Source organism: Paraburkholderia sp. UCT2, assembly GCF_014397665.1.
In the GTDB taxonomy this organism is placed as follows: Bacteria; Pseudomonadota; Gammaproteobacteria; order Burkholderiales; family Burkholderiaceae; genus Paraburkholderia; species Paraburkholderia tuberum.
Window position 1 is genome coordinate 16,017 of record NZ_VZQO01000053.1, and the last position, 26,243, is coordinate 42,259.

The 26,243-nt window shown below is 62.1% G+C and carries 24 protein-coding genes and 2 pseudogenes; 2 read left to right on the forward strand and 24 right to left on the reverse strand.

What is annotated here, in order from left to right; genetic code table 11:
• Positions 1 to 712: 712 nt before the first annotated feature.
• From F6X39_RS30775 to F6X39_RS30815, 10 genes and pseudogenes are all read right to left on the reverse strand, one after another.
• Positions 713 to 1,282: a hypothetical protein gene (locus tag F6X39_RS30775; protein ID WP_187619360.1), complete on the reverse strand. Its 570-nt coding sequence runs from the start codon at positions 1,280 to 1,282 to the stop codon at positions 713 to 715.
• A gap of 114 nt (positions 1,283 to 1,396) precedes the next feature.
• Positions 1,397 to 2,005: a vWA domain-containing protein gene (locus tag F6X39_RS30780; RefSeq protein ID WP_187619361.1), complete on the reverse strand. Its 609-nt coding sequence runs from the start codon at positions 2,003 to 2,005 to the stop codon at positions 1,397 to 1,399.
• 549 nt (positions 2,006 to 2,554) lie between these two features.
• Positions 2,555 to 2,893, reverse strand: coding sequence for a hypothetical protein (locus F6X39_RS30785; protein ID WP_262414873.1), 339 nt, complete (start codon positions 2,891 to 2,893; stop codon positions 2,555 to 2,557).
• Between the two features lie 3 nt (positions 2,894 to 2,896).
• On the reverse strand, positions 2,897 to 3,148 hold the full coding sequence (locus F6X39_RS30790) for a hypothetical protein (RefSeq protein WP_187619362.1): 252 nt from the start codon (positions 3,146 to 3,148) through the stop codon (positions 2,897 to 2,899).
• Between the two features lie 671 nt (positions 3,149 to 3,819).
• Positions 3,820 to 4,257: a hypothetical protein gene (locus F6X39_RS30795; RefSeq protein WP_187619363.1), complete on the reverse strand. Its 438-nt coding sequence runs from the start codon at positions 4,255 to 4,257 to the stop codon at positions 3,820 to 3,822.
• Between the two features lie 266 nt (positions 4,258 to 4,523).
• Positions 4,524 to 5,666 (reverse strand): helix-turn-helix domain-containing protein, encoded by a 1,143-nt coding sequence (locus tag F6X39_RS30800; RefSeq protein ID WP_187619364.1) that lies wholly within the window; start codon positions 5,664 to 5,666, stop codon positions 4,524 to 4,526.
• A gap of 80 nt (positions 5,667 to 5,746) precedes the next feature.
• On the reverse strand, positions 5,747 to 6,244 hold the full coding sequence (locus tag F6X39_RS30805) for a 3'-5' exoribonuclease (RefSeq protein ID WP_316251741.1): 498 nt from the start codon (positions 6,242 to 6,244) through the stop codon (positions 5,747 to 5,749).
• A gap of 95 nt (positions 6,245 to 6,339) precedes the next feature.
• The gene (locus F6X39_RS30810) at positions 6,340 to 6,600 is read right to left on the reverse strand and encodes a hypothetical protein (RefSeq protein ID WP_187619366.1); all 261 of its coding nucleotides are present in this window, start codon (positions 6,598 to 6,600) and stop codon (positions 6,340 to 6,342) included.
• Positions 6,601 to 6,912: 312 nt separating this feature from the next.
• Positions 6,913 to 7,143: pseudogene (locus tag F6X39_RS37710) on the reverse strand (HAD domain-containing protein); the annotation flags it as partial.
• A gap of 116 nt (positions 7,144 to 7,259) precedes the next feature.
• Positions 7,260 to 7,574, reverse strand: coding sequence for a hypothetical protein (locus F6X39_RS30815; RefSeq protein ID WP_262414874.1), 315 nt, complete (start codon positions 7,572 to 7,574; stop codon positions 7,260 to 7,262).
• Positions 7,575 to 8,179: 605 nt separating this feature from the next.
• Between F6X39_RS30815 and F6X39_RS30820 the strand changes: the two genes are divergently transcribed.
• Positions 8,180 to 8,467, forward strand: a complete 288-nt coding sequence (locus F6X39_RS30820) for a helix-turn-helix domain-containing protein (protein WP_184050748.1) — start codon at positions 8,180 to 8,182, stop codon at positions 8,465 to 8,467.
• A 1,392-nt stretch (positions 8,468 to 9,859) separates the two neighbouring features.
• On the opposite strand, the gene F6X39_RS30825 is transcribed toward F6X39_RS30820, so the two are convergent.
• Positions 9,860 to 10,513: a TetR/AcrR family transcriptional regulator gene (locus tag F6X39_RS30825; RefSeq protein ID WP_187619367.1), complete on the reverse strand. Its 654-nt coding sequence runs from the start codon at positions 10,511 to 10,513 to the stop codon at positions 9,860 to 9,862.
• A 1,130-nt stretch (positions 10,514 to 11,643) separates the two neighbouring features.
• Between F6X39_RS30825 and F6X39_RS30830 the strand changes: the two are divergent.
• Positions 11,644 to 12,105, forward strand: a pseudogene (locus F6X39_RS30830) (IS110 family transposase); the annotation flags it as partial.
• Positions 12,106 to 12,238: 133 nt separating this feature from the next.
• On the opposite strand, the gene F6X39_RS30835 reads toward F6X39_RS30830, so the two are convergent.
• The 13 genes from F6X39_RS30835 to F6X39_RS30895 all read right to left on the reverse strand — a co-directional run bounded on the left by F6X39_RS30835 (position 12,239) and on the right by F6X39_RS30895 (position 26,172).
• The gene (locus F6X39_RS30835) at positions 12,239 to 12,991 is read right to left on the reverse strand and encodes a cupin domain-containing protein (RefSeq protein WP_187619368.1); all 753 of its coding nucleotides are present in this window, start codon (positions 12,989 to 12,991) and stop codon (positions 12,239 to 12,241) included.
• A gap of 433 nt (positions 12,992 to 13,424) precedes the next feature.
• The gene (locus tag F6X39_RS37715) at positions 13,425 to 13,634 is read right to left on the reverse strand and encodes a DUF2848 family protein (protein ID WP_410450572.1); all 210 of its coding nucleotides are present in this window, start codon (positions 13,632 to 13,634) and stop codon (positions 13,425 to 13,427) included.
• Positions 13,635 to 13,644: 10 nt separating this feature from the next.
• Positions 13,645 to 13,995 carry a helix-turn-helix domain-containing protein gene (locus tag F6X39_RS30845; RefSeq protein WP_187619370.1) on the reverse strand — a complete coding sequence of 117 codons (351 nt, stop codon included), beginning with the start codon at positions 13,993 to 13,995 and terminating at the stop codon, positions 13,645 to 13,647.
• Positions 13,992 to 15,161, reverse strand: a complete 1,170-nt coding sequence (locus tag F6X39_RS30850) for an NAD(P)/FAD-dependent oxidoreductase (protein WP_187619371.1) — start codon at positions 15,159 to 15,161, stop codon at positions 13,992 to 13,994. Before F6X39_RS30850 ends, F6X39_RS30845 begins: the two co-directional genes overlap by 4 nt.
• Complete coding sequence (locus tag F6X39_RS30855) at positions 15,158 to 16,528, reverse strand: NAD(P)/FAD-dependent oxidoreductase (RefSeq protein ID WP_187619372.1); 1,371 nt, start codon at positions 16,526 to 16,528, stop codon at positions 15,158 to 15,160. The genes F6X39_RS30850 and F6X39_RS30855 overlap by 4 nt, the downstream gene beginning before the upstream one ends.
• The gene (locus F6X39_RS30860; protein WP_187619373.1) at positions 16,513 to 16,827 is read right to left on the reverse strand and encodes a (2Fe-2S)-binding protein; all 315 of its coding nucleotides are present in this window, start codon (positions 16,825 to 16,827) and stop codon (positions 16,513 to 16,515) included. The genes F6X39_RS30855 and F6X39_RS30860 overlap by 16 nt, the downstream gene beginning before the upstream one ends.
• Positions 16,824 to 18,677: an ABC transporter ATP-binding protein gene (locus tag F6X39_RS30865; RefSeq protein ID WP_410450567.1), complete on the reverse strand. Its 1,854-nt coding sequence runs from the start codon at positions 18,675 to 18,677 to the stop codon at positions 16,824 to 16,826. The genes F6X39_RS30860 and F6X39_RS30865 overlap by 4 nt, the downstream gene beginning before the upstream one ends.
• A complete protein-coding gene (locus F6X39_RS30870) occupies positions 18,677 to 19,627 on the reverse strand; it encodes an ABC transporter permease (RefSeq protein WP_187619375.1) in 951 nt (316 codons plus the stop codon). The genes F6X39_RS30865 and F6X39_RS30870 overlap by 1 nt, the downstream gene beginning before the upstream one ends.
• Positions 19,624 to 20,577 (reverse strand): ABC transporter permease, encoded by a 954-nt coding sequence (locus F6X39_RS30875; protein WP_187619376.1) that lies wholly within the window; start codon positions 20,575 to 20,577, stop codon positions 19,624 to 19,626. Before F6X39_RS30875 ends, F6X39_RS30870 begins: the two co-directional genes overlap by 4 nt.
• Before the next feature lie 122 nt (positions 20,578 to 20,699).
• Complete coding sequence (locus F6X39_RS30880) at positions 20,700 to 22,316, reverse strand: ABC transporter substrate-binding protein (RefSeq protein WP_187619377.1); 1,617 nt, start codon at positions 22,314 to 22,316, stop codon at positions 20,700 to 20,702.
• A 67-nt stretch (positions 22,317 to 22,383) separates the two neighbouring features.
• On the reverse strand, positions 22,384 to 23,658 hold the full coding sequence (locus F6X39_RS30885) for an NAD(P)/FAD-dependent oxidoreductase (RefSeq protein WP_187619378.1): 1,275 nt from the start codon (positions 23,656 to 23,658) through the stop codon (positions 22,384 to 22,386).
• A 66-nt stretch (positions 23,659 to 23,724) separates the two neighbouring features.
• Positions 23,725 to 24,393, reverse strand: coding sequence for a haloacid dehalogenase type II (locus F6X39_RS30890; protein WP_187619379.1), 669 nt, complete (start codon positions 24,391 to 24,393; stop codon positions 23,725 to 23,727).
• Positions 24,394 to 24,681: 288 nt separating this feature from the next.
• On the reverse strand, positions 24,682 to 26,172 hold the full coding sequence (locus F6X39_RS30895; protein WP_187619380.1) for an aldehyde dehydrogenase family protein: 1,491 nt from the start codon (positions 26,170 to 26,172) through the stop codon (positions 24,682 to 24,684).
• Positions 26,173 to 26,243 lie beyond the last annotated feature (71 nt).

Below are 26,243 nucleotides of genomic sequence, written 5' to 3' on the forward strand. Positions count from 1 at the left end.
GCTTATTGCTTATCTTTTTATCCTTGCCGACGTCTAGCCGCGCTTTTACACCGCCGTCAACACCGTTCTTGGGGGCTCGTAATTTTTCACCGCGGCGGCGTCGAATTTGCTTTTGTCGAGGCGGCTTACCGCTTGACATCGAAAGCCGCCCTCGCCGCGACGATGTTTCGAAGGACGGCTTCGGGTCGCGTGCAGCCGATTACAGCCTTGCGACGTTCGGGCTGCGCATGCCTATTGCATGAGGCAGCACACGGCCAGTTCCTGACGCTCGCGACCGCCGATCAACCGACCTACAGTTGCCCGCTTCTGATGGAATTCGGCCGCTGCAAGTCCTGAACTGTGGCCGCGATGAGATGCGACTCCAGATTCAACCCCTGAACTGTGGCCGCGATGAGATGCGACTCCAGATTCAACCCCGATGCTTGGTATGGCCTAGTAACGGCAACGGTCCGCAATTTGTTGGTGATCCGGGCGGGTATCTGATCGCAGGCTCGCTATCTAACAGGCCGTACGATATGTCTCAACGAGGCTTCTGCCGGCACCGTTGACCCCGCTGACCGGCTGCACAGCGCGACTCACTGCCGAATTGCGAGCCGCAGCCGTGTGAGGGACACTTCTCGCGCTGAGGTAGGGGGTGACTCCGCTCAAAGCGGCCATCTAACGTGCGGAAAGGCTCCAAAATTGCTGAAATTCGACATACGCGTCGGGGCAGCTACTTCTCGGCGCCCAGTGAACCGCTTAAAGCGTTCATAAGCCGAAAGTACTGCGCCCGTACCTCCTTTTTTTCTACGACATTCCCGTTCGAAAAGTTCTGAGACCACTCTGGGTTCCACGTGTATGAACAATGGCTAGTTCGATCGCCGTCAAATCCTTGAATGTGAGAGCGGATCTTGGCATCTCGGCCCGGGGCTGCGAATGTTTCAAAAAGCGCGTGAATGAACGACTGGTATGCTTGGTAGATGTCGTCATTAAAAAGATGACGATAAATGTTAAATATTTTATCGAGCTCGCGTTTGGCCTTAATGACATCTTCCGGCGAAACGTCCTTCCAGTGACCTACCCATGTATAGAAACATAAGAGCTGATTGAGTAAAGGCGCCGCGGAATCATAGATCGCCAGCCTTTTTTCTATCAATTTTTGATTTGCCCATTGCGAGAGTTCGAGTCGTTTCAGACGGCGACTTATAAACCAACCAAAGGCACCAACTGAAAACGGCGTTAATATTCCGACAATGAGTTTGACCACCTCCAGAGAGTTCCATGGGTTATTTGTGGGTTGCATTTGGACACTCCCGTGGATCATACCGAGCCCGAATAATTAACAAATGACCTATAAAAACTGAAATGACTGCGCTGCCCGTCTATCTCGCGAAGAAGCTTGCGAAGGATATCTGGTTCATCGTTCATCGCTTGTTGAGCCGGAATCTGAAATAAAATCCAAAAATTTTATCCCGTCTAGCTTAACTGGTTCGCGACCTGAGACCTGCCGTAAAACTTCCATATTTGCGTCGCTCACAGCGACCGCGTAGAAACTGACGTGGTCCTTGTAATCTGCTTCACGTATAAGAGTGGCAGCCGAATGCCAGTTGTCGGTTGGAAATCCCTTTGTAATAAGAAACACCGCCGGGCGAACGTAAGCAAGACAGCGCTGACGGTATTCCTCCTTATGTTGGCTCAGCAATTCAAGCCCCTGCCGAATTGCAGCGCCCATCGGGGCGTCGCCGGATGCGTGCAGACGAGCGGGAACGAAGTCGGATACCGACTGAAAGGCGGTTCTGACCTGCACCGGGCCAAATGTGACGACCGACACCTCGACCCTATTAGTGGACGCCGTGCCGGCGGTCAATTCGTCCTTGAAGGCGCTCACTCCCGCGTTCAGCTCGGCAATAGCCACGCCACTCATTGATGCCGATGTATCGAGCAAGAGCAAACACGGGCAAAGCGGTTCATCAGTCAGACTATCAACGCGAAGCAGAGTCGGGCCGGCAGATTTGTTCTTTCGCATGCGCGCTTTCACCATAAGTGTTGCGTCGATGCAATCATAGCGACGGTGACTAAAATGAAAGCACCCGCACGGAAGATCGTGGCCGCTTTCCTTTGCCAGGTCAACCCTTTCTGACTCAGTTTGATTGGCTCAATTCAGACCGCAAACCGACGTTCAGCCGGCTCGACGCGCTACGTCGGCTCCGGGTCGCAAGTACGCATTCGGTTGCAGTGGCAGTTGACGTTCGCCGCCGCCGAAGTGCGAATGTCGGCAAAGTGACTCGTTGCTGCCTGACAAATGCGATACCTGAACGTCGGGTATGGCCGAGCTGCTACCTCTGAGGCGCCGTCATGAACGACCGGTCCCTTGTTATCTGCGCTTGAACTCCCAACGTCGCACCGGCGGCGATGCGGTCGACAAGACTCGTTCAGCGATAAGGCTAACCTGTTCAACCGAAGGTAACGAGCCGCCTGAGTGTCGCGACGGTGAGTTCGGGATGCCCCGTGAGAAACGGCAATCCATGATCGGCAGTCTGAGCGACGCGCGAAGCCGCATGGGGCGGTAAGCCCTCTAGTCGCGCTCGTGAAATTCCCAGGGATTCATCCTGTCGACAGATACCGGCACATTGGGTCGGGGCACGACGCCCTTCAGGGCTTGCATTGAGCCATCCGGTCCGGACGGCGGATCGACGCGAAGCCAACGCCCCAGCGTATCGCGGACACACTGCTGGCAAAGGTCAAGGCTCACATGGGCGCCGTCGCCGAAAATCGAGCCAAAGCCGCCACGCCAATCGAGCGACATCTTTTCGTACCACTCCCACTGATCGTCAACCGGCGTCATGCGCCGGCCGCAGCGGTCGCATGTGCATGCCGCGACCTCCTGCACCGTCCTGTCCCGGTATTCGCGCATGACCTATCCTTTTCCCCAGTCCGAATTTTCCCACTCCGGCGGCACGAGACCAAGCTGCTTCGCGGTGTCGACCGGCAGGCGCAACAGCACCGTGCCCGGGCCGCGCTCCATGTTGCCGAGCATCGTGACTTCAGCGGCTACTCCGTTGAGCTCGAGATACACGACGTCCTCCGGCTCAAAAATCTCGGTGTAGAGATCCCAGCCGGGCTGATCACCCTCTTTCGCCTGATACCTGATGTGGTTCCTGGTACTCATGAATCCCTGTCCCTATTGCGAGCGTTTAGCCGATGCCCTGATTGTCGGCGACCAATCGCGCAGATACTGGATGCGGTCCGCGGCGTCACTGACAGCCGCCTCTCATTTCACTGTTCATCATGCGATCCCGGTTGGCCAGAAAGGTTCGCGAGGTGCGCCGGCCTTATTCCTTCTTCCCGATGGAGCAGCCGATCTGAATGCGGCCATGACAGACTCGAGTCGATAACCGCAATATGCTCCAGGGAGCGCCATTGTCGCAATCTCCGATGCCCGGCGTATAGGGTGTATGGCGAGAAGCAGGTTGGCCGAGCGGCCGTGCTGCCTGACGCTTATAAAATTTACAGCGCATTCCAGAACGCCATCATCGCTCATCACTGACCGTGCACCGCACTCGGGTTCCGGAGAGCCTTTCGCTATGGGACAATCGATCCCGTTGCTGCAATGGCGGTACAGGAATGGGAGCGAGAGAACGGTGCGTGAGAACTGTCAGGCATCCTGCGGGCAAAATACCCGCTCACCTTCGACGTCAACCGGACAGTCGCTGATGATCTGGATACCGTCCCAACGGTTTTCTCCCTGTGGGGTGTCGAGTGCGGCGACGGCTGGTTGATCTGGTCGACATGTTGTGCGAGGCTGCAACTTGCTACAAAGCACGGCGCACCGCAATGGCATCAGCGCTGGCCGTTGAGAAAGTCGAACCAGTCGTGCGCGAAAGCACAGCCGTGGTCAGGAATGCCCGAACCAGCCAGCTTCCTGTCGAAGTACGTTCTGGCCGGCTCGGGAATCTCATCCAGACGCACGTAACGGTAGCCTGCGTCATTCACGTGAACCGTCACCTGCGGTGGCGCGGGTCGCGGTGGCAGGGCTTCGCGGCCCTGATTCAGCGCAGCGGCAACACAGCGCGCAACGAGATCCCATACGCTGCCCGCCCATCTCGGATAGCCGCGCACCGTGGCCCGCTCGCCGACCTGCCGGAGCACCGCATCGTCCAGGGCCACCCTGTAGTCCGCAAGAGCCCCGGACCTCACGCGCGCAATGTCCGCCGTCGCGATGATCCGCTTTCCGTCTTCCCGTCCACCGGGCAGCAATTCAATGGTGATTCGAAGCATTCGCCTTTCCTTGTGATCTTGTCATCCGGTACCGCAGTTGCGCGGACGCGCATCGCGTCGAGGTCCCGAACCTGCGCTGCGATCGCCTGCGCCCCCGGCGAATGCCTCCGTCCCGGTGGCTCCGCCCGGACAGCAGAACGCTCCGTCAGAACTTCCTGTACCCGTCGAGTGGAAGCCCCTGCTGCGCCACGCAGGCGTTCTCGCTTTCGATGGCTTTCGCGCTCTCCTTCCCCATACCCCGCCCTGCCGGGCCGGCGCGAGGCTGGCTACGCCCCTTGCGCCACTTGCGACCTGTTGCAGGCAGGTCGCGTGCCTTCGCAGACGACGTCCGCGGCCAGCGAAGCGTTCGCCGCTTTCGCCGGCCTGCGGGTGCCGGCCACCGCCTCGCCAGGATCAGCACCGGTGACCCGCCGGGACAGTATTTCGCCGGCGAATGCCGCAGCGTGCTCCATGGACAGCGACGGCCCCAGCAGGTCACGCATGCGGCCATCAGAAACGGCGGTCGTGAACGAAAAGCCCGCCGCGCCCACCGCCAGCATGGCATCCAGCACCGGAATCCTGAAGGCGAACCCGGCTGCGCGCGCAACCAGGCGCGCCACGGTCTGGCGTGCGTGCGACGGATCGATCCCGTATGAGACGGCCACGTCGACCAGTGGCCAGCGATGCGCGCCCACCCCATAGCGGTGGGCCAGCAGGTCGGCATCGCGCGCGGCCTTTGCATCGAGCGGCTGCTCCGGTTGGAGCAGGTTGCGTCCGCGGGTGGCGAGGCACGCCGCGACGCGATGGATCGCGGCCTCGAGCGTTTCAGTGTCGATCGTCACGCGCCAGCGGCCATCGCCTACCCCGGGATGCGACGCCGGCGGCGCCAGCAGTTGCCCGGGCGCGAGCAGCAGGGCGCGCTCCCAGGTGCGAAGGCGCGCCACGGTGAGCGCCTTCGGAAACGTCCCCTGTTCCCACTGCAACAGCGTGGGACGGGACACATGGCAGGCGCGCGCCACCTCCGCAACGCACAGGCCCAGTTCACTGCGCAGCCGCCGCGCGTGAGGGCCGATCTCGCGGCACCGGGACGGGGGAATGCGCGTCTCGCAAGCACCCTCTCCTTCGCGGGCGACGGCATCCGCTGCATTGACCACGGGGTCCGGCAACGGTTGCGTTTCAGGACGGAGCAGCCAACCCGGCGGCACCTGCAGGGCCGCCTCCAGCGCGTTCACGGTGGCGGCTGCGACGGTGTGGGGCCACCTTCCCTTCTCCCGGTGCACCAGGGCCGGTTTCGCCACCCCCGCCCTGACCGCGAGATCGTCCTGTGTCATCGCTGACGCCTTGCGTCGGTCCCGCAGGCGCTGTGCAATCCGCGGTACGTCGGATCGTGGAATCCACACACGCATCCCGGCCATCCTGATCCCCTTCATGAGGCTGTTTCTGTTTGAGCGAAGAAATGCGTCCGCACGTCCGGAAACCGGACGACGGCCCGGCCGGCAGCCGCCCGGCTTCAACCGGTGCACGCATAGGCATTGGCGCGCGCGTCATGCAGCGCATGGTGCTCGCCGCCATGGCGCGCGTAGTAGGCGGCGCGTCGCTCCGGGTTGCGCGTGCCGGCGATGTTCTCGAGCCGCCAGCCACGCGGCAGCGGGCCGCCCAGCAGGAACCGCAACAGGGCCAGGTCCGTCTCGTAGTCGTAGCACAGCACCGGCCCGGAGTCGCCCGGCACCGCCATGAGCCATGCGCGCAGTGCCTCGCAAAGCGCTGCAAACGGCATCGCGCGCCCCTCGGACTGGCCGAGCTGCGGCAGTACCACGGCGCGGACAAAGTCGCTGCACAGCGCCGGATCGAAATCGGTCCGCTCGCCGTAGAACTCGTACCCGTTCTCGCCCACGAGGGCGAGACTGAGCAGCTGGCACTGCCGGAAGTCGGTGAATTCCGTGTCGAGGAAATACCGGTTGTTCCAGCCGGCCTGCGGCTCGGGTTCAGCCGGCAGTGGCCACCGCATTGCGCCGTGAAAGTGTGTATCCGTCATGTCCGTTACTTCGTCATGTTGCCGTCGGCTCGTCCCGTGTCACCCAGCGCGAACCCGCCCGGGGCTGATCAGGGTTTGTCGCCGTCTTCCCTGCGCGCGTCTAACCCAGCCCGCACCTCCGGCACCGACACCATCCGGTGTTCGCGCGCGCCGCGGATCCGCCGCAGCGGCCCGGCGAGCACCGTCACGTGTGTGGGAAACGGGATCGGGACGGCCGCGGTCGCCCCAGTCGCCTCGTCGCGGGTCGCACGCACGAAGCGCCGCAGCCGCGCGCGCAGCGCTTCGGAGGTTTCGTCGGGAAGCTCCATCGCCCGCTTGCGTCTGCTCATGTCAATCCCTTCTTGAAGCGGCAGCGGATGCGGCGGTGATGCGCTGGCCGCGATAATAGGCGGATTATCATCACCAGCCTTTGTCCTCACCGTGCATCGCGCCAAGCCGCGTCTGCAGTTCCCTAAACACGGCCGGCGCGCTGGGGCCCAGCACGGGATCGGTACGCACCAGATGGCTCCGGCACACCGCTGGCCAGCCTGCCTCATCGTCGTCGAATGCGAGCCATGCGTCTGTGCGCCGCCGGCACACGTCGCCCAGACCTGCACACCCCGCGGCACGGACCGGAACCACACCCGATCCATCCGGCTGTGGAAGGTCGCGCCGACCACGCGCCGACGCAACTCCGGCGGCGGACGGCGGGCCACCTTGCGCACGCTGCGGAACACCCGCACCCAGCTCGTGGACAGCACGATGCTCAGCGTGGGGTGCGGCTCAAGGCAGTTCGCCAGCAGCGCCGCGTGTTCAAACAGCGCGTGGCCCGGCGGGCTCGCGACATACCGCCCGGTGCCCGGACGGCGCCACACGTCCTCCGGGTGAAGCACCCTCCATCGAAATCGGGATACAGCACGACGCCTCCCCGCCCGCGCGGCAGCCTGTCCGGCTCCCCAATGGCCATGCCCGGCCCCACGTCCGGATGCACATCCACCGCGAGCCAGGATTAGGCACTAGCCGGTGCGGCTGGCGCCTTCGCGCGCCAGAGCCGCCTGCCGCGCGCGGGCTGTGTCGCAAGCGCATACGGCACCGACAACGTCCGCCCCGCAGCGGTCGTGAACCGGGTCACCGTGAGCAGTTGCTTGCCCTGGCCGCGATGTTCGTACTCGGTTGCGCCCACCCGGATCTCGCGAAGCGGTTCGAGCGTCCACTGGCCGACCTCCCGTGCCAGCCTCGTACTCAGTACGGCCGCGTCGCGCAGAACGACATCCCCTCCGACGAACTGCTCGAGCGTCGCAGCGGTTGCGGGCAGGTCCAGCATCACGATCGTCGGGACGGCCCGCGAGCGCGCCCGCGACACCCTGAGAATCAGGACGTCCCGCGGTAACAGTTGCTGAACCGCTGACCATACGCCCCTGCCGGGCAACCCGCCGAAAGGCACGTTCAACGCAGGCACACGGTTAATTTCACTTGTCATAAACATACAGCCGCTACCTCAAACGCTTTCTGTCTTAACTAACTGCTCGATGACCATGTCGGCACCCTGAAGACAATCCAACATTCTCAGGGAACATCTCGCTGCTTCCAAAACCCGCCGAACCACGATTGCATTTGGATGTCGGCCCGACATCGCTGCGCAGGCCGCCTCCGGTGCATCTATCTGCCTCCAATGCGTTGTCGGCCCGTGCAAACGGCACGCAGATTCCTCGCCCTGCATGTGTGTTGGCCTCGGTCTCCCCGATCCGGATCTGGCCGACCGCTTCAAACAGAGATCGACCAAAGATATCTCGCAGAGTCAGGCACCGCAAGGCGGTACCCCTGACCTGCCCGGCCAGGGTGGCCCGAATAATAGCAAATGAACACTATAGATTGTAGCCCTTTAGCGCTCTCAATGAGTTCATCAGGTCCTTTATCAGGAGGACTTGCATGCGTTCCAACGCCGCTTTCGGCAAAGCACTGAAACAACTCAGGCAGATCGCCGAAGTGACACAGGAAGATTTCGGACTGGTATCCAGCCGCACTTACATCAGTACGGTCGAGCGCGGCCTGAAATCTCCAACATTGGGGAAGATCGAGCAACTTGCAGACGTGCTGGGCGTCCATCCGCTAACCCTTCTGACGGCGGCTTACATGGAACGGTTGACGCCCAAAGAGGTCGAACGGACGACCGCTTTGCTGCGCAGCCGCTTGCTGGCCATCGCCAGTGAGAAGTAGAGACAGTGCGCTGCCTCCCCAAGGGGACTTCTCATGACGGACGCCGCTTCGAGCGGACGGTAACACTTCGGTCCACTCGGGCGAAATCCGCTGAAATCCTTGTGATTTATCGGAACACTCGGGAGCCATATGCCCCCGAGTCCGGCGCACGGCCGCGCAGGCAGCCCGCGCCCGTATCAAAACGCTGAGCCGGGTTTTCCGAGATAAGGGCAGGATTCTTCAAACGAATACCCGCGTTCGAAAACGCCTTCGCCCAGCAAATTTTTGAAACGCGCCTACGCCTACTGCCGCCTGAATAAACCGTCGAGCGCAGCAGTCCGGCGTGAAGTGCCTTCGGCCGGGCTACCGAGATGGAGGCAGGCCAACAACGATCGGCGCGTTTCGGTGAGGTCAGCAACGCATGACTCGCGCACGCGGAAACGAAACATTCTGGGGCTGGTGCAACAGAAGAACCCGTGCCTTAGGCCGACGCAGTGGCAATTAACTATTGCTTGACCACCGAGGTCAGTGACGTTCGCACTGACATCCAAGCAGACCAGCTATAGGTACCACACGTCCGAAACTCTGAAGCCGGGCACGTCTAACCGAATAGGATTGCGAATTATCCAAGCATGTCATGTCAAAATTTTGCTCATTTCTTTGATGTCAAATTGCATGCGCTCAGTCATACTGGCCGGCTCCGGGGCGTTGGTTCAATCGCAGATTGTCCCTATCTCGCGGTCGCGGTTCGGCACTCGCCGCTTGGATTGGCTGGACGCCCGTCACTTCCCTATCGATCAGCAGGCAGGCGAGACAGCGCTGTCGGGCGCGCGGTTCAGCCGGTCACCCTTCACCCCGATTTCCGCGAACGAAGGTCGGATACCCAAAACTATCCGACCCTTCATAATTGCCGGCAGAAAGGCAAATGAGGCTTTTTTCCGAGAGACGTCCACGCACACGGGTTCCGGGGTGGACGCCGCGCGCACCTGCACGCCGCATTTGCCGCCTTTTATGCCGAATTCTTGCCGCTAAACGCTTCGACTGCCTTGTGAAGACTGCCGGCGACCCGCATACAGGGATCGTATCTCGATCATAGCGACGCATCTGTGGGCGCACGTAAGGCGGGCTTTTAGCCGCTCCGACACCGCCAGTTTGCGGCGTAGAGCTATCGCCGACAGAGCGGCGCTCAATTATGCGCCCATGTGTGCTGAACGGTGAAGTCCGAGCGCTGATGGCAACGCGGTCGGATCACCGCCGAGCGCCAATGCGAGCATGGGCGGTCTTCAGTTGATGGACGCACTCGCATCGCACGGCTTCGAACAGCGCCACGTCGGCGTCGCTAAAGCCAACAGGACACATGGAATCAAACTTAAGCGCACAGACACAACTCAGGCCGGGCGATTGGCTGATGCGTCAGTCACCAGCCCTGCTCAGTCCACTCCATACGACTTTTACAGCATTACGGTAAACCTCCAGTTTTAAAGCGGTGTCCTTGCTCCACTGAAGGAAGACGACCAAACCTTCCAAGCTTGACACGATCAGTGCGCCGCGCAACTCGCATTCGGCACTTGATAAGCCAGGATTGATCTCCCCCACGAGGTCCGCGAAAAGCTGCGTGAACTGCTTTTGCATCTCCAGGACGACGTCCCGTGCGAACGGTTCATGCAACGCCAAGCCCCAACTCTCTAATATGGCCGCGGGGGGACCCGGTTTGGTTAGCTGGACAAAGGCATCGTCGACGATTGCCTCAAGCCGTGCCTGCGGGGAGTGGCTTTTGTTGTCCGTAAAGTGTCGGAATCGCTGGAGATACCGCCTGGCGATCTCTTCGATCGTAGCGCGCAGCAGCGTTTCTCGGGTCGAAAAATAGTGTTGTAACGTGCTCAAGCGAATGCCTGCGTCATTGGCAACGCGGTTGATTGTGTACCCAGCGTAGCCCGCCGCGACGAGCACATTGATCGATACATCGATGATTTCGGGAATTCGGCTCTGACGGCTACCCCGCCGCTTGATGGGGTCAGTACCCCGTCGTTCAAGCATCACTGCCGAACTGAGTGTCAATTTCTTCACCACTACTCCATCTTGCACGTCGCCTCGCTACCGGCGCGACTTTTCGCTCGTGGGGCCATTGACGCGAGTCGAGACAACGAACGCTTCAGGCGGCCATACCTCATAGCCTGGTAGTTCAGCGTGCGCCAGTGTCTGGTCAACGACTGTCTAGGTTAAATAACCCAGACGTAGTATAGGCCCATATGCGTCGTTGGATAGGTAATCTATTGAATACACTGGTAATTCTGCGCCATCCGAACGACCAAGAAGCGCAGTGTTTACCCTGAAAATGGGTAAACACTTTCGCTCAATAGGTTGCTTAACCTATAATGGAAGGGATGGCTGAGCGCCTGAACAGAAGCGTCTAGGCACCCTTGAATGGCATGAAAACGACGTAGCCCGCTGATAGGAGATTCATATGAGTTTCGGTGAGAAGTCGTTGCGTCTGCTCGTCGGCAAGTGGTTCGGACCTGCTATCGCAACGCCTGTACGCGTGGTGGAGTTCAGTCGCACTGCTTCCGACCGAAGGCGCTTCGTGCGCGTCGGCGTGGCACGGCCGGAGGGATCGCTAACTATCGTTTTCTTTCGACACGATGACGGTTCCTGGAACGTCTTCCCTCCTATGGGGGTTACTCCGTCAATGCGTCCTTACCGGGTGGCGGCGTGACCGGCGGACCGTACTCTTGTCCTGTCTGCGGGCCACTCATCGATCGACGTCTCGCATCGAACTTCGCGACACGTGCAATGGCGTTTATACCCAGGACAAGTCGGTGATTCCCTCACGTCGACTTTATCGAGTCGCCTCATTGAGCTATTTTCCCGTGCAAGGTCATTTATGTCTGCTCAATTGCTTCGCATGTCGAAGCAGCGTTCTGCACGATGGTTGCTCCGTCGCAGAAGATCCGAACCGCCTGGCCATCCTTGTCGGGCTGAGAAGATCCGCTCATATCGGCTTGGCGCGCGCCTTACCATCACTGCGATTGCGGTGTTATGCGTCTTAGCCATCGACATACTGAATGCCGGGTCGTTCATTTGAGATGCTTCAGACCACCGAGGATCGCGTCAATCAGTGATACGGCGTTGTCACGTTCGCGCGCTGGTCAGCAAAGATGACGTGATGAAGAAGACGAAATCGCTCTACCATGGCATCGATGCGTACAGATCAGGGGTACACGCGTACTGAGGAACCGGCGCTGGCGGTGTCGCTCGAACTCGCCGCGGCGAAGTGGAAGGTAGCGTTGCACGACGGGCAGCGGGAGCAGCCGGCGGTGTACACCGTAGCTCAACCGCAAGCCCCCGCGCGCCTACAGGCCGTGCTGGAAGTGATCGAACAACAGAAGCTGAAGTGGTCGCTGCCCGCGGGCGTGCACCTTGTCGTGAGTTATGAAGCCGGCCAGGACGCGTTCTGGATCTATCGGGCGCTACGGGCACGCGGTATCGAGTGTCATGTGGTCGATGCAGCGAGCATTCCGGTCGAGCGCCACAAGCGGCGTGCCAAGACTGACCGGCTTGATGCAATCAGGCTGGTGATCAGCCTGCGCGCGTGGCTGCGCGGCGAGCGCGACCGCAGGCACGTGGTGCACGTGCCGTCACCGCAGGGAAAGCATCGTAGGGTCTGCTCCTCTTATGACTGAACTTGCATTTGCGCGAGTGCACCCACGCTGGCGCGTCAAAAAAAGCCCGCAGACATGGACTGCCTGCGGGCGAAGCTACATCAGGGGCGTGATCCGCGGACGATTGGCGTCGTTATGCCGGACGATAAATCGCGTATACCTTTGCGACGTGCTCACGACTATCCCAACTGCACTGCGCGCCTTGCTCGACGAGGAAAATGTCACCGCGCTCGAAGGTCCCCGTCCTGCCGGATTCGTCCACGAATGTGACACTGCCTTCCAGGAGATACATCAGCTCGCAATGGCGATAAAACATTGCACTCCGGTGATAGGGTGTTGAATCCCAGGTGCCGCAGACAAATTCTCCATCCGCAGAGCGGTAGTCCGTGAAGTTGCGGCAGACCGGCGCGGGCGTGAGTAGCAATTCCGCAGGCGGCGTTCCGGACGGCTCCAGCTGCGGCGCGTGCTCGATCGGGACAATCTTCCCGTCAGCATACTGACTGCCGTGGTAACGCATGAAGATGATCGATACGGGCCCTCGCGCCGACCAGGAAAACTCTGCGCCATGACCCAACACCGCGCTGTCGCCTGGCCCCAGCGTTAGCGCATGCTCTGCCTGCGTCAACGTGATCTCGCCTTCCGCAACGATGATGAATTCATCTACCGGCTGGGGCGGCACCTTACCGCGTCCGGCGTCGAGCGCTATCACGCCCACGCTCACGGGGCCCGGCGGCCCATCTAGCACGCGGCGACTAGAAAGGAAGCGGCTCTCGTCGGCCGAACCAGTCGCCTCAATCCCCTGGCTTTTATCCGACGCGAACTTCCGGAGATCGACAAACGATCGGGAGCTGCAATGCTCCGATACTGCTTGCTGCAATTTGGACATGTTGTGTTCCAGTCGTTCAGATTCTTTTTGCCAGATGCAGGTTGTGTTGGGCCGCAACTGGAACTACTGTGGCGGAAATTGGGTGTGACGTGATTCGGCTTTCAGTTCTAACGCTTTGTTGGCGCACGCCTCTGCATTCAGCCGCCAGATCGTAGTCGCTGTTCGTCAGCTTGTGTAACTGTTTATCGCATCCCGAACAGAAGAAAATGCCGCTCGTGGCACGCACTCGAATCGGCAGGCGGGTGTACCCTTTTTGCTCGCATGTCCGCGAATGAACCCATCCCTCTCCAGCCTTTCGGTCGGCGCGTGCACCGCATTGCGCGACAGTAATGCTGCGATCGAACATCACTGTGTGGTTCCAACGTTGGCTCATATGACAAGCGCAGGCATAGCGGCATTGACGCCGGCCGCCGATCTCATCGAAGGTGCCGCTTTACGCCACTGTGCCGCCGCGGAACGTTTCTTCGCATTCAGCCAAAGCGTCCTGCAGTGCTGGCAGGGTAGAGCATGGCCGAACCTGGCCTTCCTGATAAAGCATTCGTTCTCGATCTCCAACGATCCATGCCCGTAAAAATATCCGGTCCCAGTGAGAGGCGACCTCGTTGAATCGCCGGGCTTCGGCCGCGGCAGGCTTTGCGCCCATCTGCTTAAGCTCACCTTCCGACAAGGCGGCGGCCGTGAGTCGCGGTGCGCCGAGCGAACATGCTGGGCGTCATGCCGCAGCATCGCTTGAAATGGCGGCCGAAATGGCTCTGATCGAAGAAGCCGACCTCCGTCGCGACAATCGATCCCGGCACGCCTTCGAGCAAGAGCGTCTGCGCGCGCTGAATCCGCAGGCCGCAGAGATAGCGATACGGCGACGATCCGTATTGCTGCCTGAACAACGTGGCGAAGCGTGACACGCTGAGTGCGGACAACGCGGCGAGTTGAGCGAGCGTCACCGGTTCGTCGAAATGGGCTTCGATGAAAGCGCGGGCGGCAGTGAGGCTGATGGACTGTTTCATGACGTCACGATGGTCGAGCGGGCCGCCGGTTGGTTCTCGAAACGCCGGATGGAAAACGCGTCGAGGGGAATGGCCGTGCTGCCCGTATCGACGAGTTCCGCCAGCGTTTCGCCGACGCCCGGACCGATCTGAAAACCGGCCCCACTGAAGCCGAACGCGTAGAACAGACCGCCGACCTGACTGCTCGGACCGATCACCGGCTCTCCGTCGGGTAGGTAGCCTTCCACGCCACTCCACACCCGAATCACGTTCAGCGGTGCCAACGCGGGCACAAGCCGGCGCATCTGCGCCAGTTGCCGCACCGTGTTGATTGGCAACACGGAGGCGCGGCTCGTCACGGCATCGGCCGGACCGGCAGGACCGCCGCCGACAATGATGTTGCCGCGCGGAATCTGGCGGAAGTAAATGCTCTCTTCCTTGATCGACGTGAACACACCCATTGACGACCTGAATACGTACGGCACCGGCTCAGTCACGCACATTTGAGGACCCCGCGCGGTGATGGGCGCCGTTTCGCAAAACTGTTCGGTAAGACGCGTTGCCCACACGCCAGCGCAGATCACGAGCTGCGCCGCCCAGTAAACATCGCCGCGCGCACTTTCCACGCGAAACCGCCCGCCATCTTTTTCCACGCGCACGATTTCCGTGTCCTCGATCACATGTGCGCCTAGCCGCGCTGCCGCGCGGCCGAACGCGGGCGCGGCAAGGCGTGGATTGGCATGGCCGTCGAGCGGCGAGATCGAGGCCGCCAGCACCTCGCGGCCGAGAAACGGAAAACGCCTGAACGTCGCTTCGCCGTGCAGCACTTCGAGCTCGAGACCACAGGCGCGCGCGTCGATTGCGTACTGATCGAAATTCTCGACGTCCTTCTGGTGATAGCACACGCGCGTATGGCCCGACGCCATAAACTCGATGTCCTCGCCGAGCAGTTCCGCCGAGCGTTGCCACGTACGCAGCGCGCGGTTCGCCATTGCCAGTTGCGGCAATGCGCGGCCTTGCCGCCGAATGCCGCCGTAGTTCACGCCGCTCGCCTGCTGGCCCGTCAAGCCGCGTTCGAGCAGGATGACCGAGCGATTGCGCTGGCGCAGGAAGAAGGTCGTCGTCGTCCCCACGATGCCGCCGCCGATCACGATCACATCGGCTTCGTTTTTGCTTGTCGTGCTCATTCGCCAGCCTCCTCGGTCAGTGCGACTGGCAGCGGTTTGACGGGTGCCTGGCCGCGCAGCCGTCCCACGGACGACAGCGGCACAGAAGCTGCTGCGGCAATGATTTCGGCACCCGCATGCCCGCAATAGCGCCCCTGGCAGCGGCCCATGCCGACGCGGGAAAACGCCTTGGCGCGATTGGCTTCCTTCGCGCCGGTCGCGCGCACCACGCGACGCAGTTCGCCCGCCGTGATCGCTTCGCAACGGCAGACAATCGTTTCGTCCGGCAGCGACGCTGCGAATTTCGACGGCCACGGAAATGCCTCACGCAAGCCCGCGGCAAAACGCGTGAAGCGCACGAGTTCGGCACGCAAGCGCTCCACGCCGTCGACCGGCATGCCGTGATCCTGCAAAGCGGCCAGCGCCGCCAGACGGCCGGAGCGTTCCGCCGCGTCGGCGCCGCGCACGCGCGCGCCGTCGCCCGCCAGATAGATGCCCTTGATGCTGCTACGACCGTCGGCGTCGATTTGCGGCAGCCACTGTTGCGTGTTCCCGTCGAACGAAAAACGACAGCCGGCAAGGTCCGCGAGTTGCGTCTCGGGCCGCAGGTGATAACCGAGCGCGACGGCATCGCATGCCAATTCGAGGCACTTGCCACCGGACAGCACGACCTCGACCGCGTTCACGCCGTCCTGCGGCGAGCCTTTGATTTCGAGCGGCTGCACGCCACGATGAACCGGCACGCGCGCGCCGGCCAGCACGCGGGTCAACGCGATGCCTTTTCTGAGCGCGGCGGGAATCGCGAGCAGGCGCGGCAACGCGGCCACGCGCTGCATGAACGTCGAGGTGTCGAGCACCGCGGCAACCCGCGCGCCCGCTTTCACGTACTGCGCGGCCACCAGATACAGAAGCGGACCGCTGCCCATCATAACGACGCGCGAACCGATCGCGCAGCCTTGTGACTTCAGCGCGACCTGCGCGCCGCCAAGGCTGTAAGTGCCGGCCCGGTGCCAGCCCTTGACTGGCATCAGCCGGTCCGTCGCGCCGCTGCAGACGATCAGCGAATCGAACGCGAGCGTCCGGTAACGCGTGCCGCTCACCAGATGCACGGTGTTCGGCGAGATGTTCCAGACGAGTGTGTCCGGCAGATAGTCGATCCGGCTCTTCAACGCATCGAAGCTCTGATGCAGCGACGCGGCGCGCTCGGCCTCGGTGCCATAGAGCGTCGCGTAGCTGCGAGAAAACCCTTCCGGCTGACGCCGATAAATCTGCCCGCCGTCACGGCGCCCTTCGTCGATGACGGTGGGCCGCAGCCCCGCCTCGACCAGCGCCTGCGCGGCGCGCACGCCCGCCGGCCCGGCCCCGATGATGACTACACGCGGGGCCATACGCCCTCCCCGGCTTCAGCCAGCTTCGTGACAATCGACATGCCGGGCGTCGCGGGCGTACTGCACGCACGCACGCGCTCGCCTTGCGCGGACCACACCCAGCAATCCTGGCAGGCGCCCATCAGACAGAAACCGGCGCGGCGGCCATCGCCGAATTCGGAATCGCGCAACGCGCTCGCGCTGGTGAGCAACGCGACCATCAGCGTGTCGCCTTCGGCGGCCTCGCGCACGACGCCGTCCACGATGATAGGGAAGGTCTTGCGGTCCGTTTCCGCGAGCCGTACAAATCGCTGGTTCATGCCGGGATCGTCTCCAGCGCCTGCAAACGGCTGAGCTCGGCGGCCGAATGGTGGCAAAGAATCTCAGCACCGGAAGGTAACTTTCTGACCGGCGGCGGCGTCGTATTGCACATACCGTCGATGCGCACCGGGCAGCGCGCGCGAAATGAGCACAGCGCGGAGACAGCGGCGCTTTCGCCCATCGCCGGTAGTGCGCAGGCAGCGACATGGCGACGCGCGTCGAGCCAGCCCGGTTTCAACTCAGGCACCGAATCGACCAGCAAACCCGTGTACGGATGATAGGGTGGCGCGGCGAGCACGTCGCGCTGTCCCGCTTCCACTCGCTGTCCCGCGTACAGCACGATTACTTCGTCGCAGATGGCGCGTACGGTTGAAATGTCGTGGCTGATGAACATGTATGACACGGCCAGCTCGCGCCGCAATTCCGCGAGCAGGTCGAGGATCGCCGCGCCGACCACCGTATCGAGCGCGGACGTCACCTCGTCGCAGAGAATCAGCGAGGGATCGGCGGCGAGCGCGCGCGCGAGATTCACGCGCTGCTTCTGGCCGCCGGACAAACCGGCAGGTGTGCGCGTGGCGATCGAGGCGGGCAGTTTCACCAGATCGAGCAACGCAAGCATGCGCTTATTCGCGGCAGCGCCGCGCAGATGATGATAGAACGCGAGTGGACGACCCAGGATGTCGGCGATCGAATGGCTCGGGTTTAGCGCCGTGTCCGCGTTCTGGAACACGATCTGGATCTGCCGGTACTGCTCGGGCGTGCGGCGCGACATCTGTGCGGGCAATGGCTCACCGTTGAAAAGTACTTCGCCGCGTGTACGGTCGACGAGGCCCGCCACTACGCGCGCGAGCGTGGTCTTCCCAGAACCCGATTCGCCGATCACCCCGAGCGCGCTACCGCGAGGAATGGAGAGGCCTACGTCGTGGAGCACACACACGGCGGGTACGCCTGATCGGTCGATGCGGCCATAGCCTGCGGCCAGTCCCCGAATTTCGAGCACCGGCGGAACGGGCTTGCCGGCCTGCTGTGGCATTTCTGACGACGACTCCGGGTGGCGCCTCGCGGCCAGCAACTGACGTGTGTAGGCATCGACAGGTGCGTCGAGCACCTGCGCGACCACGCCGTTCTCCTTGACGGCACCGCCGTTCAGCACCACAATGCGGTCCGCCATCTGCGCGACCACAGCCAGATCGTGCGACACGTACACGGCGGTCGTGCCGAGTTCGCAGATCACTTTCTTGAAGGCCGCGAGCACTTCGATCTGCGTGGTCACGTCGAGCGCGGTAGTCGGTTCGTCGAACACGACGACAGCTGGATCGGTGATCAACGCCATTGCGGCCATCAGGCGCTGCAACTGCCCGCCGGATACCTGATGCGGATAACGGTCGCCAATCGTATCGGGTGCAGGCAGCGCAAGCGCGCGAAAGAGGCCAACCGCTTTGTTCCGCGCGGCCTCCTTCGTCATCAATTGATGCAGCAGCGCCGGCTCCGTCACCTGATCCATGATCGTGCGCGCCGGATTGAAACCCGCCGCGGCGCTCTGCGCGACATATGCGACAGTACGCGCGCGCAAAGCGCGGCGTCCTTTGGCATCGAGCGACAACACGTCGACCTCGCCGATCCGCACCGAGCCGCTGCTGATCGAACAGCCCGCCCGCGCATAGCCGAGCAGCGACAATGCGATGGTCGTCTTGCCCGAACCCGATTCGCCGATCAGCGCCAGCACCTCACCCTTCTTCACCGAAAAATCGACGCCCTTGACGATCTCGCTTACCGGCCACGGTGCCACACCCGCGGTAACCCGCAGTCCCTTCACCTCAATCATGTCCCGCTCAGCACGATCAGCCATCATGCACCTCCGTGGCTATGGCGGCGCCGCCGCATGTTGTCGATCAGCAGATTCATGCCGATGGTCAGCGTCGCGATCGCGACAGCCGGCATCAGCACGGCAGGCGCGCCTTCCGACAGGCCGCCAATGTTCTCGCGCACGAGCGAACCCCAGTCGGCATTCGGCGGCTGCACGCCGAGACCAAGAAAACTCAGCCCGCTCAGCAGCAGTACGATGAACACGAAGCGCAGGCCGAAATCGGCGAGCATCGGATGAATCATGTTGGGCAGCACCTCGACCCGCGCAATATAGAAGATGCGTTCGCCGCGCGCTCTCGCGACCTGCACATATTCGAGGCCCATCAGGTTCACCGCGAGCGAGCGCGAAATGCGGAACGCGCCGGGGATATAAGCCAGGGCAGCCACGGTCGTGAGCATCGGAATCGACGAACCGAACGCGGCGATCACGACGAGCGCGAGCACCTTGCTCGGAATCGAAATGAGCGCGTCGAACAGACGGCTCAGGATTTCGTCGACCCAGCGGCCCGACACCGCCGCGAGCAGTCCGAAGAACGTGCCGATTACGCTGGCGAGCACCGCCGCGGCGAGCGCGAGGCCGACCGTGTAGCGCGCGCCGTAGAGGATCCGGCTCAGCATGTCGCGACCCAGATAGTCAGTGCCGAGCGGATACGCTGCGCTGTAGCGGCCGAAAATTTCCGTGGACGTCAGCGCACCGCCTTTATACGGCGCGACCAGCGGTCCGACAAACGCGACCAGCAGCCAGAATGCGACCACCGTCAGACCGATCAGTCCGAGTACGGAGAAGCGCTGCACCAGACGTTTGAACATGCCCTGCTTCAACGCGACCGCTTCGACGGGTGCGGGCTCGACGACCAGTTCGTCGCGCTGCACGTCGTACAGTTCCGTGTCCGCGTGCGGAATGGGGGGGGGATTGGTAGGTTGGCTCATCATCGACGTAGCCTCGGGTTGGAGACGATTTGACAGAGATCGGCGATCAGCACGAGGGCGAGATACGCCGCGCAGAACACCATCACGCACCCCTGCACGAGCGGCATGTCGCGGTTGGTCACCGCGTCCACCATCAGGCTCGCGAGCCCGGGATAATTGAAAATCGACTCGACGATCACCACGCCGCCAAACAGATACGACAGGCTCAATGCCACCGCATTGGCAATCGGTCCGATGGTGTTGGGCAACACATGCCGTAGCACCACACGCGCCGGTGAGGCGCCCTTGAGCACCGCCATTTCCACGTACGACGAACTGAGCTGATCGAGCACCGCGGCGCGCGTCATGCGCGCCATCTGCGCGACGAGCACGCAGCACAGCGTCATCACCGGCATTGCGTAGATGCGCAGCAGCGCACCGAACGAATGGACCTCCGAGAGATACGACAACGCGGGCAGCCAGCGCAGCTTGACGGCGAAGATCAGCACGGCGATGGTGGCGATCAGAAACTCGGGCACGGCGACCGTGGAGAGCGTCAGCACGTTGAGCGTGCGATCGAGTAGAGAGCCGCGGAACATCGCCGATGAAATACCGATCAACAGCGCTATCGGCACCGAGACCAGCGCCGTCAGACCCGCCAGTACCAGCGAGTTCGGCAGACGCGTCGCGATCAGCTGGCTGACGGGCAGATTGTTCGACAACGACGTGCCGAAGTTGCCGCTGACCACATGAAGGAGCCACTCGAAGTAGCGTTGCAGCGCGGGCTGGTCGAGACCGAACTGATGCCGCAGGGCGGCGACGGCTTCGGGGGTTGCCGCCTGGCCGAGCGCCTGTTGGGCCGCGTCGCCCGGAAGCAACCCCGTGATGCCGAACACGACCGCCGACACCAGCAGCAGCGTGAGCAGCGCGAGGCCGAGGCGGGCGACGACGAGTCGTTGCACAGGTGTTTTCATCGAAATGTCTCCTCCTATTATGAACCCGGGCGCCGCTTCGAAGCGGCGTACCTGATATCGCGGATGTTGACCGATTCGCTCCGTTTGGCTTTCCAGCCGGTCGGGCTCGAAAGCTTTTCAGGTTACGTTTCCAGCCAGACATTTTCCGAGAACATGAAGCCCATCAGGCCGGCCAGCGGAATCGAGCCGAGCCCCTTGAGCTTGTCGGTATGGGCGTCGAGCGAACTCTGGAACATCGGAATGCCGATGCCGCCGGTTTCATGCACCAGCACCTGCATATCGCCGTAGATCTTCTTGCGCTTCGCGTCGTCCGGCTCACCACGCGCCGCAAGCAGCATCTGGTCGAACTTGGGACTCTTCCAGTTCGCTTCGTTCCATGGTGCGTCGGACTTGAAAAACTGGGTGAAGATCACGTCAGCGCTGGGACGCGCGTTGACATTGCCGAAGCCCAACGGATGCTTCATCCAGTGATTCGACCAGTAGCCGTCGGCCGGGACGCGGCTTACCTGCAGGTTGAGGCCCGCCTGCGGCGCAACCTGCTGAAGCAGCATCGCCATTTCTACCGACCCGTCTGCGGCCGGCGACGCGAAGATCTGCAGCGGCGCGCTGCCGAGCTTTGCCTTCTGGAAATAAAACTTCGCCTTGTCAGGATCGAAGGGTCGCTGCGGCAGGCCCGCCAGATAGTATTTATTCGTCGGGTCGATCGGCTGATCGTTGCCGATCGCGCCGTAGCCCTGGAAGATCGCCCGGCGCATCTGCTCGCGATCCTGCAGGTACATCATGCCACGCCGGAAATCGTCGTTGCCGGTGATGCCGGCTTCGTCGCGAACAATCAGGTCGGTGTACTGGCCGGTCTTCGTCTCCAGCACGGAAAAACCGCCGGCGCCCTTGATCTGCGTGGTCGACCGTGGATGCACCGCGTTGATCAGCTGCACGTCGCCCGAGAGCAGCGCGTTCACACGCGCCGATTCGTCGCCAATGCCGACTAGTTCGATTTCGTCCAGATGCGGCAGGCCCGGCTTCCAGTACTTCTCGTTCCTCACGCCGACCGTACGCACGCCTGGCGAGAATTCCTTGAGCTTGAATGGGCCGGTGCCGACCGCGGTTTTGAAATCTTTGGTGCCGTCCTTGATGATCTGGAAATGCGAGGTGGCGAGAATCACCGGCAGATCGGCATTCGGGCCGTCCAGGGTAATCGTCACTTCGTTCGGACCGGTCGCCTTCACTTCCTTGATCTGGTCGGCTAGCGTCTTCGCTTTCGATGCGGTCGCCGGATCCTTGTGACGCATGATCGAATACACCACGTCGGCCGGCGCGAGCGCCTTGCCGTCGTGGAACTGCACGCCGGAACGCAGCTTGACGACCCACACGGTCGCGTCTTTCGTATCCAGCGAGGTGGCGAGCGCCATCTTCGCGCCGAGATGCGAATCGAGTTCGGTCAGACAGTTGTAGAACATGAAGCCGCGGACATAGTCAGTGGCAAGCGCGCCTTTGGCCGGGTCGAGCGTGTCGGCGGCAGAAGCGGACTGCGTCGCCACCCGGATCTTGCCGCCCTGCTTCGGCTTCGCCTGCGCGAACGCCGCGCCGCTCGCGCTCAGGAGGCCTGCACCCGTCACCGACATCATCCCGGCCGCCGCCATCGCGCGCAGCACGTCGCGCCGCGACGCGCCCTTGGCCGTCAATCGCTCCAACCCGGTGCCGAGTTCAAGAGCGCCATGTTGCGAGGTTTCCTTATTCATCGAGCTTCTCCGCGGGGGTGATAGGGCTAGCTGCGTGGTTTTTAATGGCAAAAGGAACAACGAAGAATCAATAAAAAATGTCTTTGATACGGTAATACGTCCCTACGAGCGGAAGGAACCAGGGCTTCCCGGTGTGGCCCGGAATAGCAGACCATGCGGAGTCGCCCCACGGGTTTCTGTCGTCGTGACCATCCATTACGTCGGCCATCACCTGACCCATATGCGTCGACATCTGCGTGCCGTGGCCGCTGTATCCCATCGAAAAATAGATGCCATCGTGCTGCCCGGCATGCGGCAGACGGTCAGCGCTCATGTCCACCAGACCGCCCCAGCAATAGTCGATGCGGGCGTTGGCCAGCGCCGGGAACATCCCGGCGAGACCCTCCTGCAGGATGCGTCCGCTCTTCGCATCGGACGGCCGTTCGGACGCGGTGAAACGCGCCCGGCCGCCGAACAGCAAACGCGAATCGGGTGTCACACGAAAGTAGTTGTGCATCAGCCGCGTGGTGGTGTACGCGCGCTGGTTCGGGAATACTTGTGCCAGCAACTGCGGTGACACGGGCTCCGTCACGACGATGAATGAACCGACCGGCGCGAGACGCCGCCGGTACCAGCCGAACGGTCCATGCCGCGACGGACCCGTTGCGATCAGCACCTGCTTCGCGCGCACGTCGCCGCGCGCCGTGGTGATGCGAAAGCCGCCACCGTCTCTCACGATCGCGGTGACCGCCGCATTTTCATACAGCCTGGCGCCGCGGCGCACCGCGGCCTCCGCGAGACCGACGACGAACTTGCCCATATGCATCTGGCCGCCGTGCCGGTGCAGCAATCCACCGTGAAAACTGTCCGACTGGATTTCACTGCGGATACCGCTGCGATCGATCAGTTCGATGTTCGTATCGACTTCACGCCTGATCGCCTCTGCCGTTTTCTCGAGACGTGCGAGGTGGTGCGGCTTGGACGCCAGTTTCAGCTTGCCGGTCGCGATGTAGTTGCAGTCGATGTTTTCCTCGCGGATCAGACGCTCGACTGTGTCGACCGCATCGGAAAACGCGCGGTAGCAGGCGCTCGCCCGCTCCAGACCGAGTTGCGCGACCAGTGCGACGAAATCCTGCGCGACACCAGTGTTGACCTGTCCTCCGTTGCGCCCGGACGCGCCACCGCCGATGCGGCCGGCGTCGACCACCGTCACCGACGCGCCGCGCTTGCCCAACGCCTGCGCCGCCGACAGCCCGGTAAAGCCGCCGCCGATTACCACCACATCGGTCTGACCTTCGAGCGGACCCTCGCACGCCGAGAGCAAGGGCGGTGCCGTGTCGAGCCAGTAGGAATCGAGCTTCATCGGGTCTGTCCTTGAGCGCAGCAATGAGCGAGGGGATTGGCTGTTTTCAGCGTATGCAAGCGGCGCCTACAGACCAAGTTCCGAAGCCAGATGCGGAATGTCGCTGACTTCGTAGTACTGGTAGTACGGCGTTGAAGGCTCGTGCCCGCGATTGACGAATGCCTTGTGCTTGACTCCCATGTCATGCACAGTCATCAGGTCGTAGCGCAGGCTCGACGACACGTGCAGCACGTCTTCCGGATTGCAGTTCAGTTGGTCGAACATGTATTCGAAGCCCTGCATACGCGGCTTGTACGACTGCGCCTGCTCGGCCGTGAAGACCGCGTGGAACGGCGCGCCGAGTTTGTCGACGTTGCTCTGGATCTGGTTGTTCGACGCGTTCGACAGAATCACCAGCTTGTATTTCTTCGCCAGACGCGAGAGACCTTCCGGCACGTCCGGATGCGGACCCCAGGTCGGCACGGCCGTATAAATCTTTTCTGCTTCCACTTCATTGAACTCGACGTTCATGCGCTTGCAGGCACGGCGCAATGCGTTGACCACCACATCGCGATATGGCTTCCATGCACCGAGCACTTCGTCGCGGCGATAGCCCGAATAGAACGCGACGAGCTTTTCGAGGTCTTCGGCGTTCAGCAGATGGCCAAACATTTCGCGCGTCATGTCGGCCATGCGGAATTTGGTGAGCGTGCCGTAGCAGTCGAAGGTGATGTATTTCGGTTCGAAGTCGATCATGGTGCAGTCCTATCGTGATGGGGAACCCGCATTGGAGTTCATTGGCGAAAACAGCAACTAACTTCAAGGGGCCGGAGTAACGCGTCAAAGCGCAAACGCCAGCGACAGGGAAATCTCATTCCTGTAAAAGATTTAACCAGCGCAAAAACATAGATGTTCCTGATTCGCGCACTGCCGGTGATACAAACCATGCGTTTTGAGGTCACTGACAGCACACAATGCGGCGCTCGGGCTGAAAGCCTTTTCCCTGCTCGGTTTGCGGCCGCACGCCATCCGCATGGCAGGTGTTCAGGCCAGTAGGTCGATCAGCACGCTCTTGAAACGCAGATTCGCCTCATAGGCCTGGCGCCCGAGGTCCTTGCCGATGCCGGAGCGCTTGAAGCCTCCTGTCGGGATCATGAAGTCGGAGGTGCGGCCGTAGCGGTTGACCCAGACCGTGCCCGCCTCGAGCCCGCGCACGAAGCGCAGCGCCCGGCCAAGGTCGGCGGTGTGCACGCCAGCAGCGAGCCCGTACTCGGGATGCTGCGCAAGCGCGAGCGCTTCTTCTTCGGTATCGAAGGGCTGCAGCGTCAGAACCGGGCCGAAAACCTCTTCGCGTACTGCTTCGGAATCAGCCGTGACGTCCGCGAGCAAGGTGGGGGTGTAGAACGCGCCGTGAGCGCCACCGTCGGTCCTGACGCCGCCATAGCGCAGCGTCGCGCCCGCATCCAGCGTGCGGCCGACGATCGCTTCAATGCGCGCTGCCTGGGGCGCGGAGATGATTGGCGACAACGTGGTGCTTGCGGTCCAGGTCGCGCCCGGTTTCAACTCGGCGAAGACCTTGCCGATGCGCTCTGCCAGCGGTTCGACAAGGGTTCGCTCGACCAGCAGCCGCGAGCCCGCCACACACACCTGACCGGCGTTACCAGTGATGGCGCCTGCGATCCGCCGTGCGACGTCGTCGAGACGCGACGCGTCGGCGAACACGATCTGCGGACTCTTGCCGCCCAGCTCCAACGTGACCGGCTTCGTACCGCTGTTTGCGCACGCCGCCATGATCGCGGCGCCGGTGCGCGTGGAGCCCGTGAAGGTGACTTTGCTGATCTTCGGATGGCGCACCAGTTCGTCGCCGGTGACGCGGCCGTCGCCTTGCACCACGTTCAGGATGCCCGCCGGCACGCCCGCTTGCACAGCCAGTTCGGCAAGCCGCAACGCCGAGAACGGTGTCATCTCCGAAGGCTTCAGCACCACCGCGTTCCCCGCGGCGAGAGCGGGCGCGATCTTCCACGAAGCCATCACCAGTGGGAAATTCCATGGCGCAATCGCGCCGATCACGCCGTACGGCTCGGCGATCGTCATACCGAGGTGGTCATGGTCGGTCGCCGCCACGTCGCCGCCTAGCTTGTCGGCGAATTCGGCGTAGAAGCGGATGCCTTCAGCGGTGAAAGGCACGTCCCAGCCCATTGCTTGAACAATCGGGCGGGTCGAGCCGAGCGCCTCCAGACGGCCTAAATAAGACGCATCGGCTTCGATCAGTTCAGCGAAACGACGCAAGATCTTTGCGCGCTCACGCGGCGCCATGCGCGCCCAACCGCTGGTTCTGAAAGCCTGCCACGCGTTCTCCACCGCGCGATCCACCACCCCGGCGTCCGCAAGCGGCACGCAGGCATAGATCGCGCCGTCAGAGGGCCGCGCCACCTCGATGCAGCGCCCGCCACTGCGCAGGTCACCATCCACATACTCACCGCCGATGTAATGTCCGCTGCGAATCGCGACGTCGTCCGGATTGAAGCTGTCCATGAGAAGGTTTCCTGTGTGACTGGCTGTCGGTCTCTCTCGGCGCGTCTTTAGATGCCGCCGCTATGACAAAA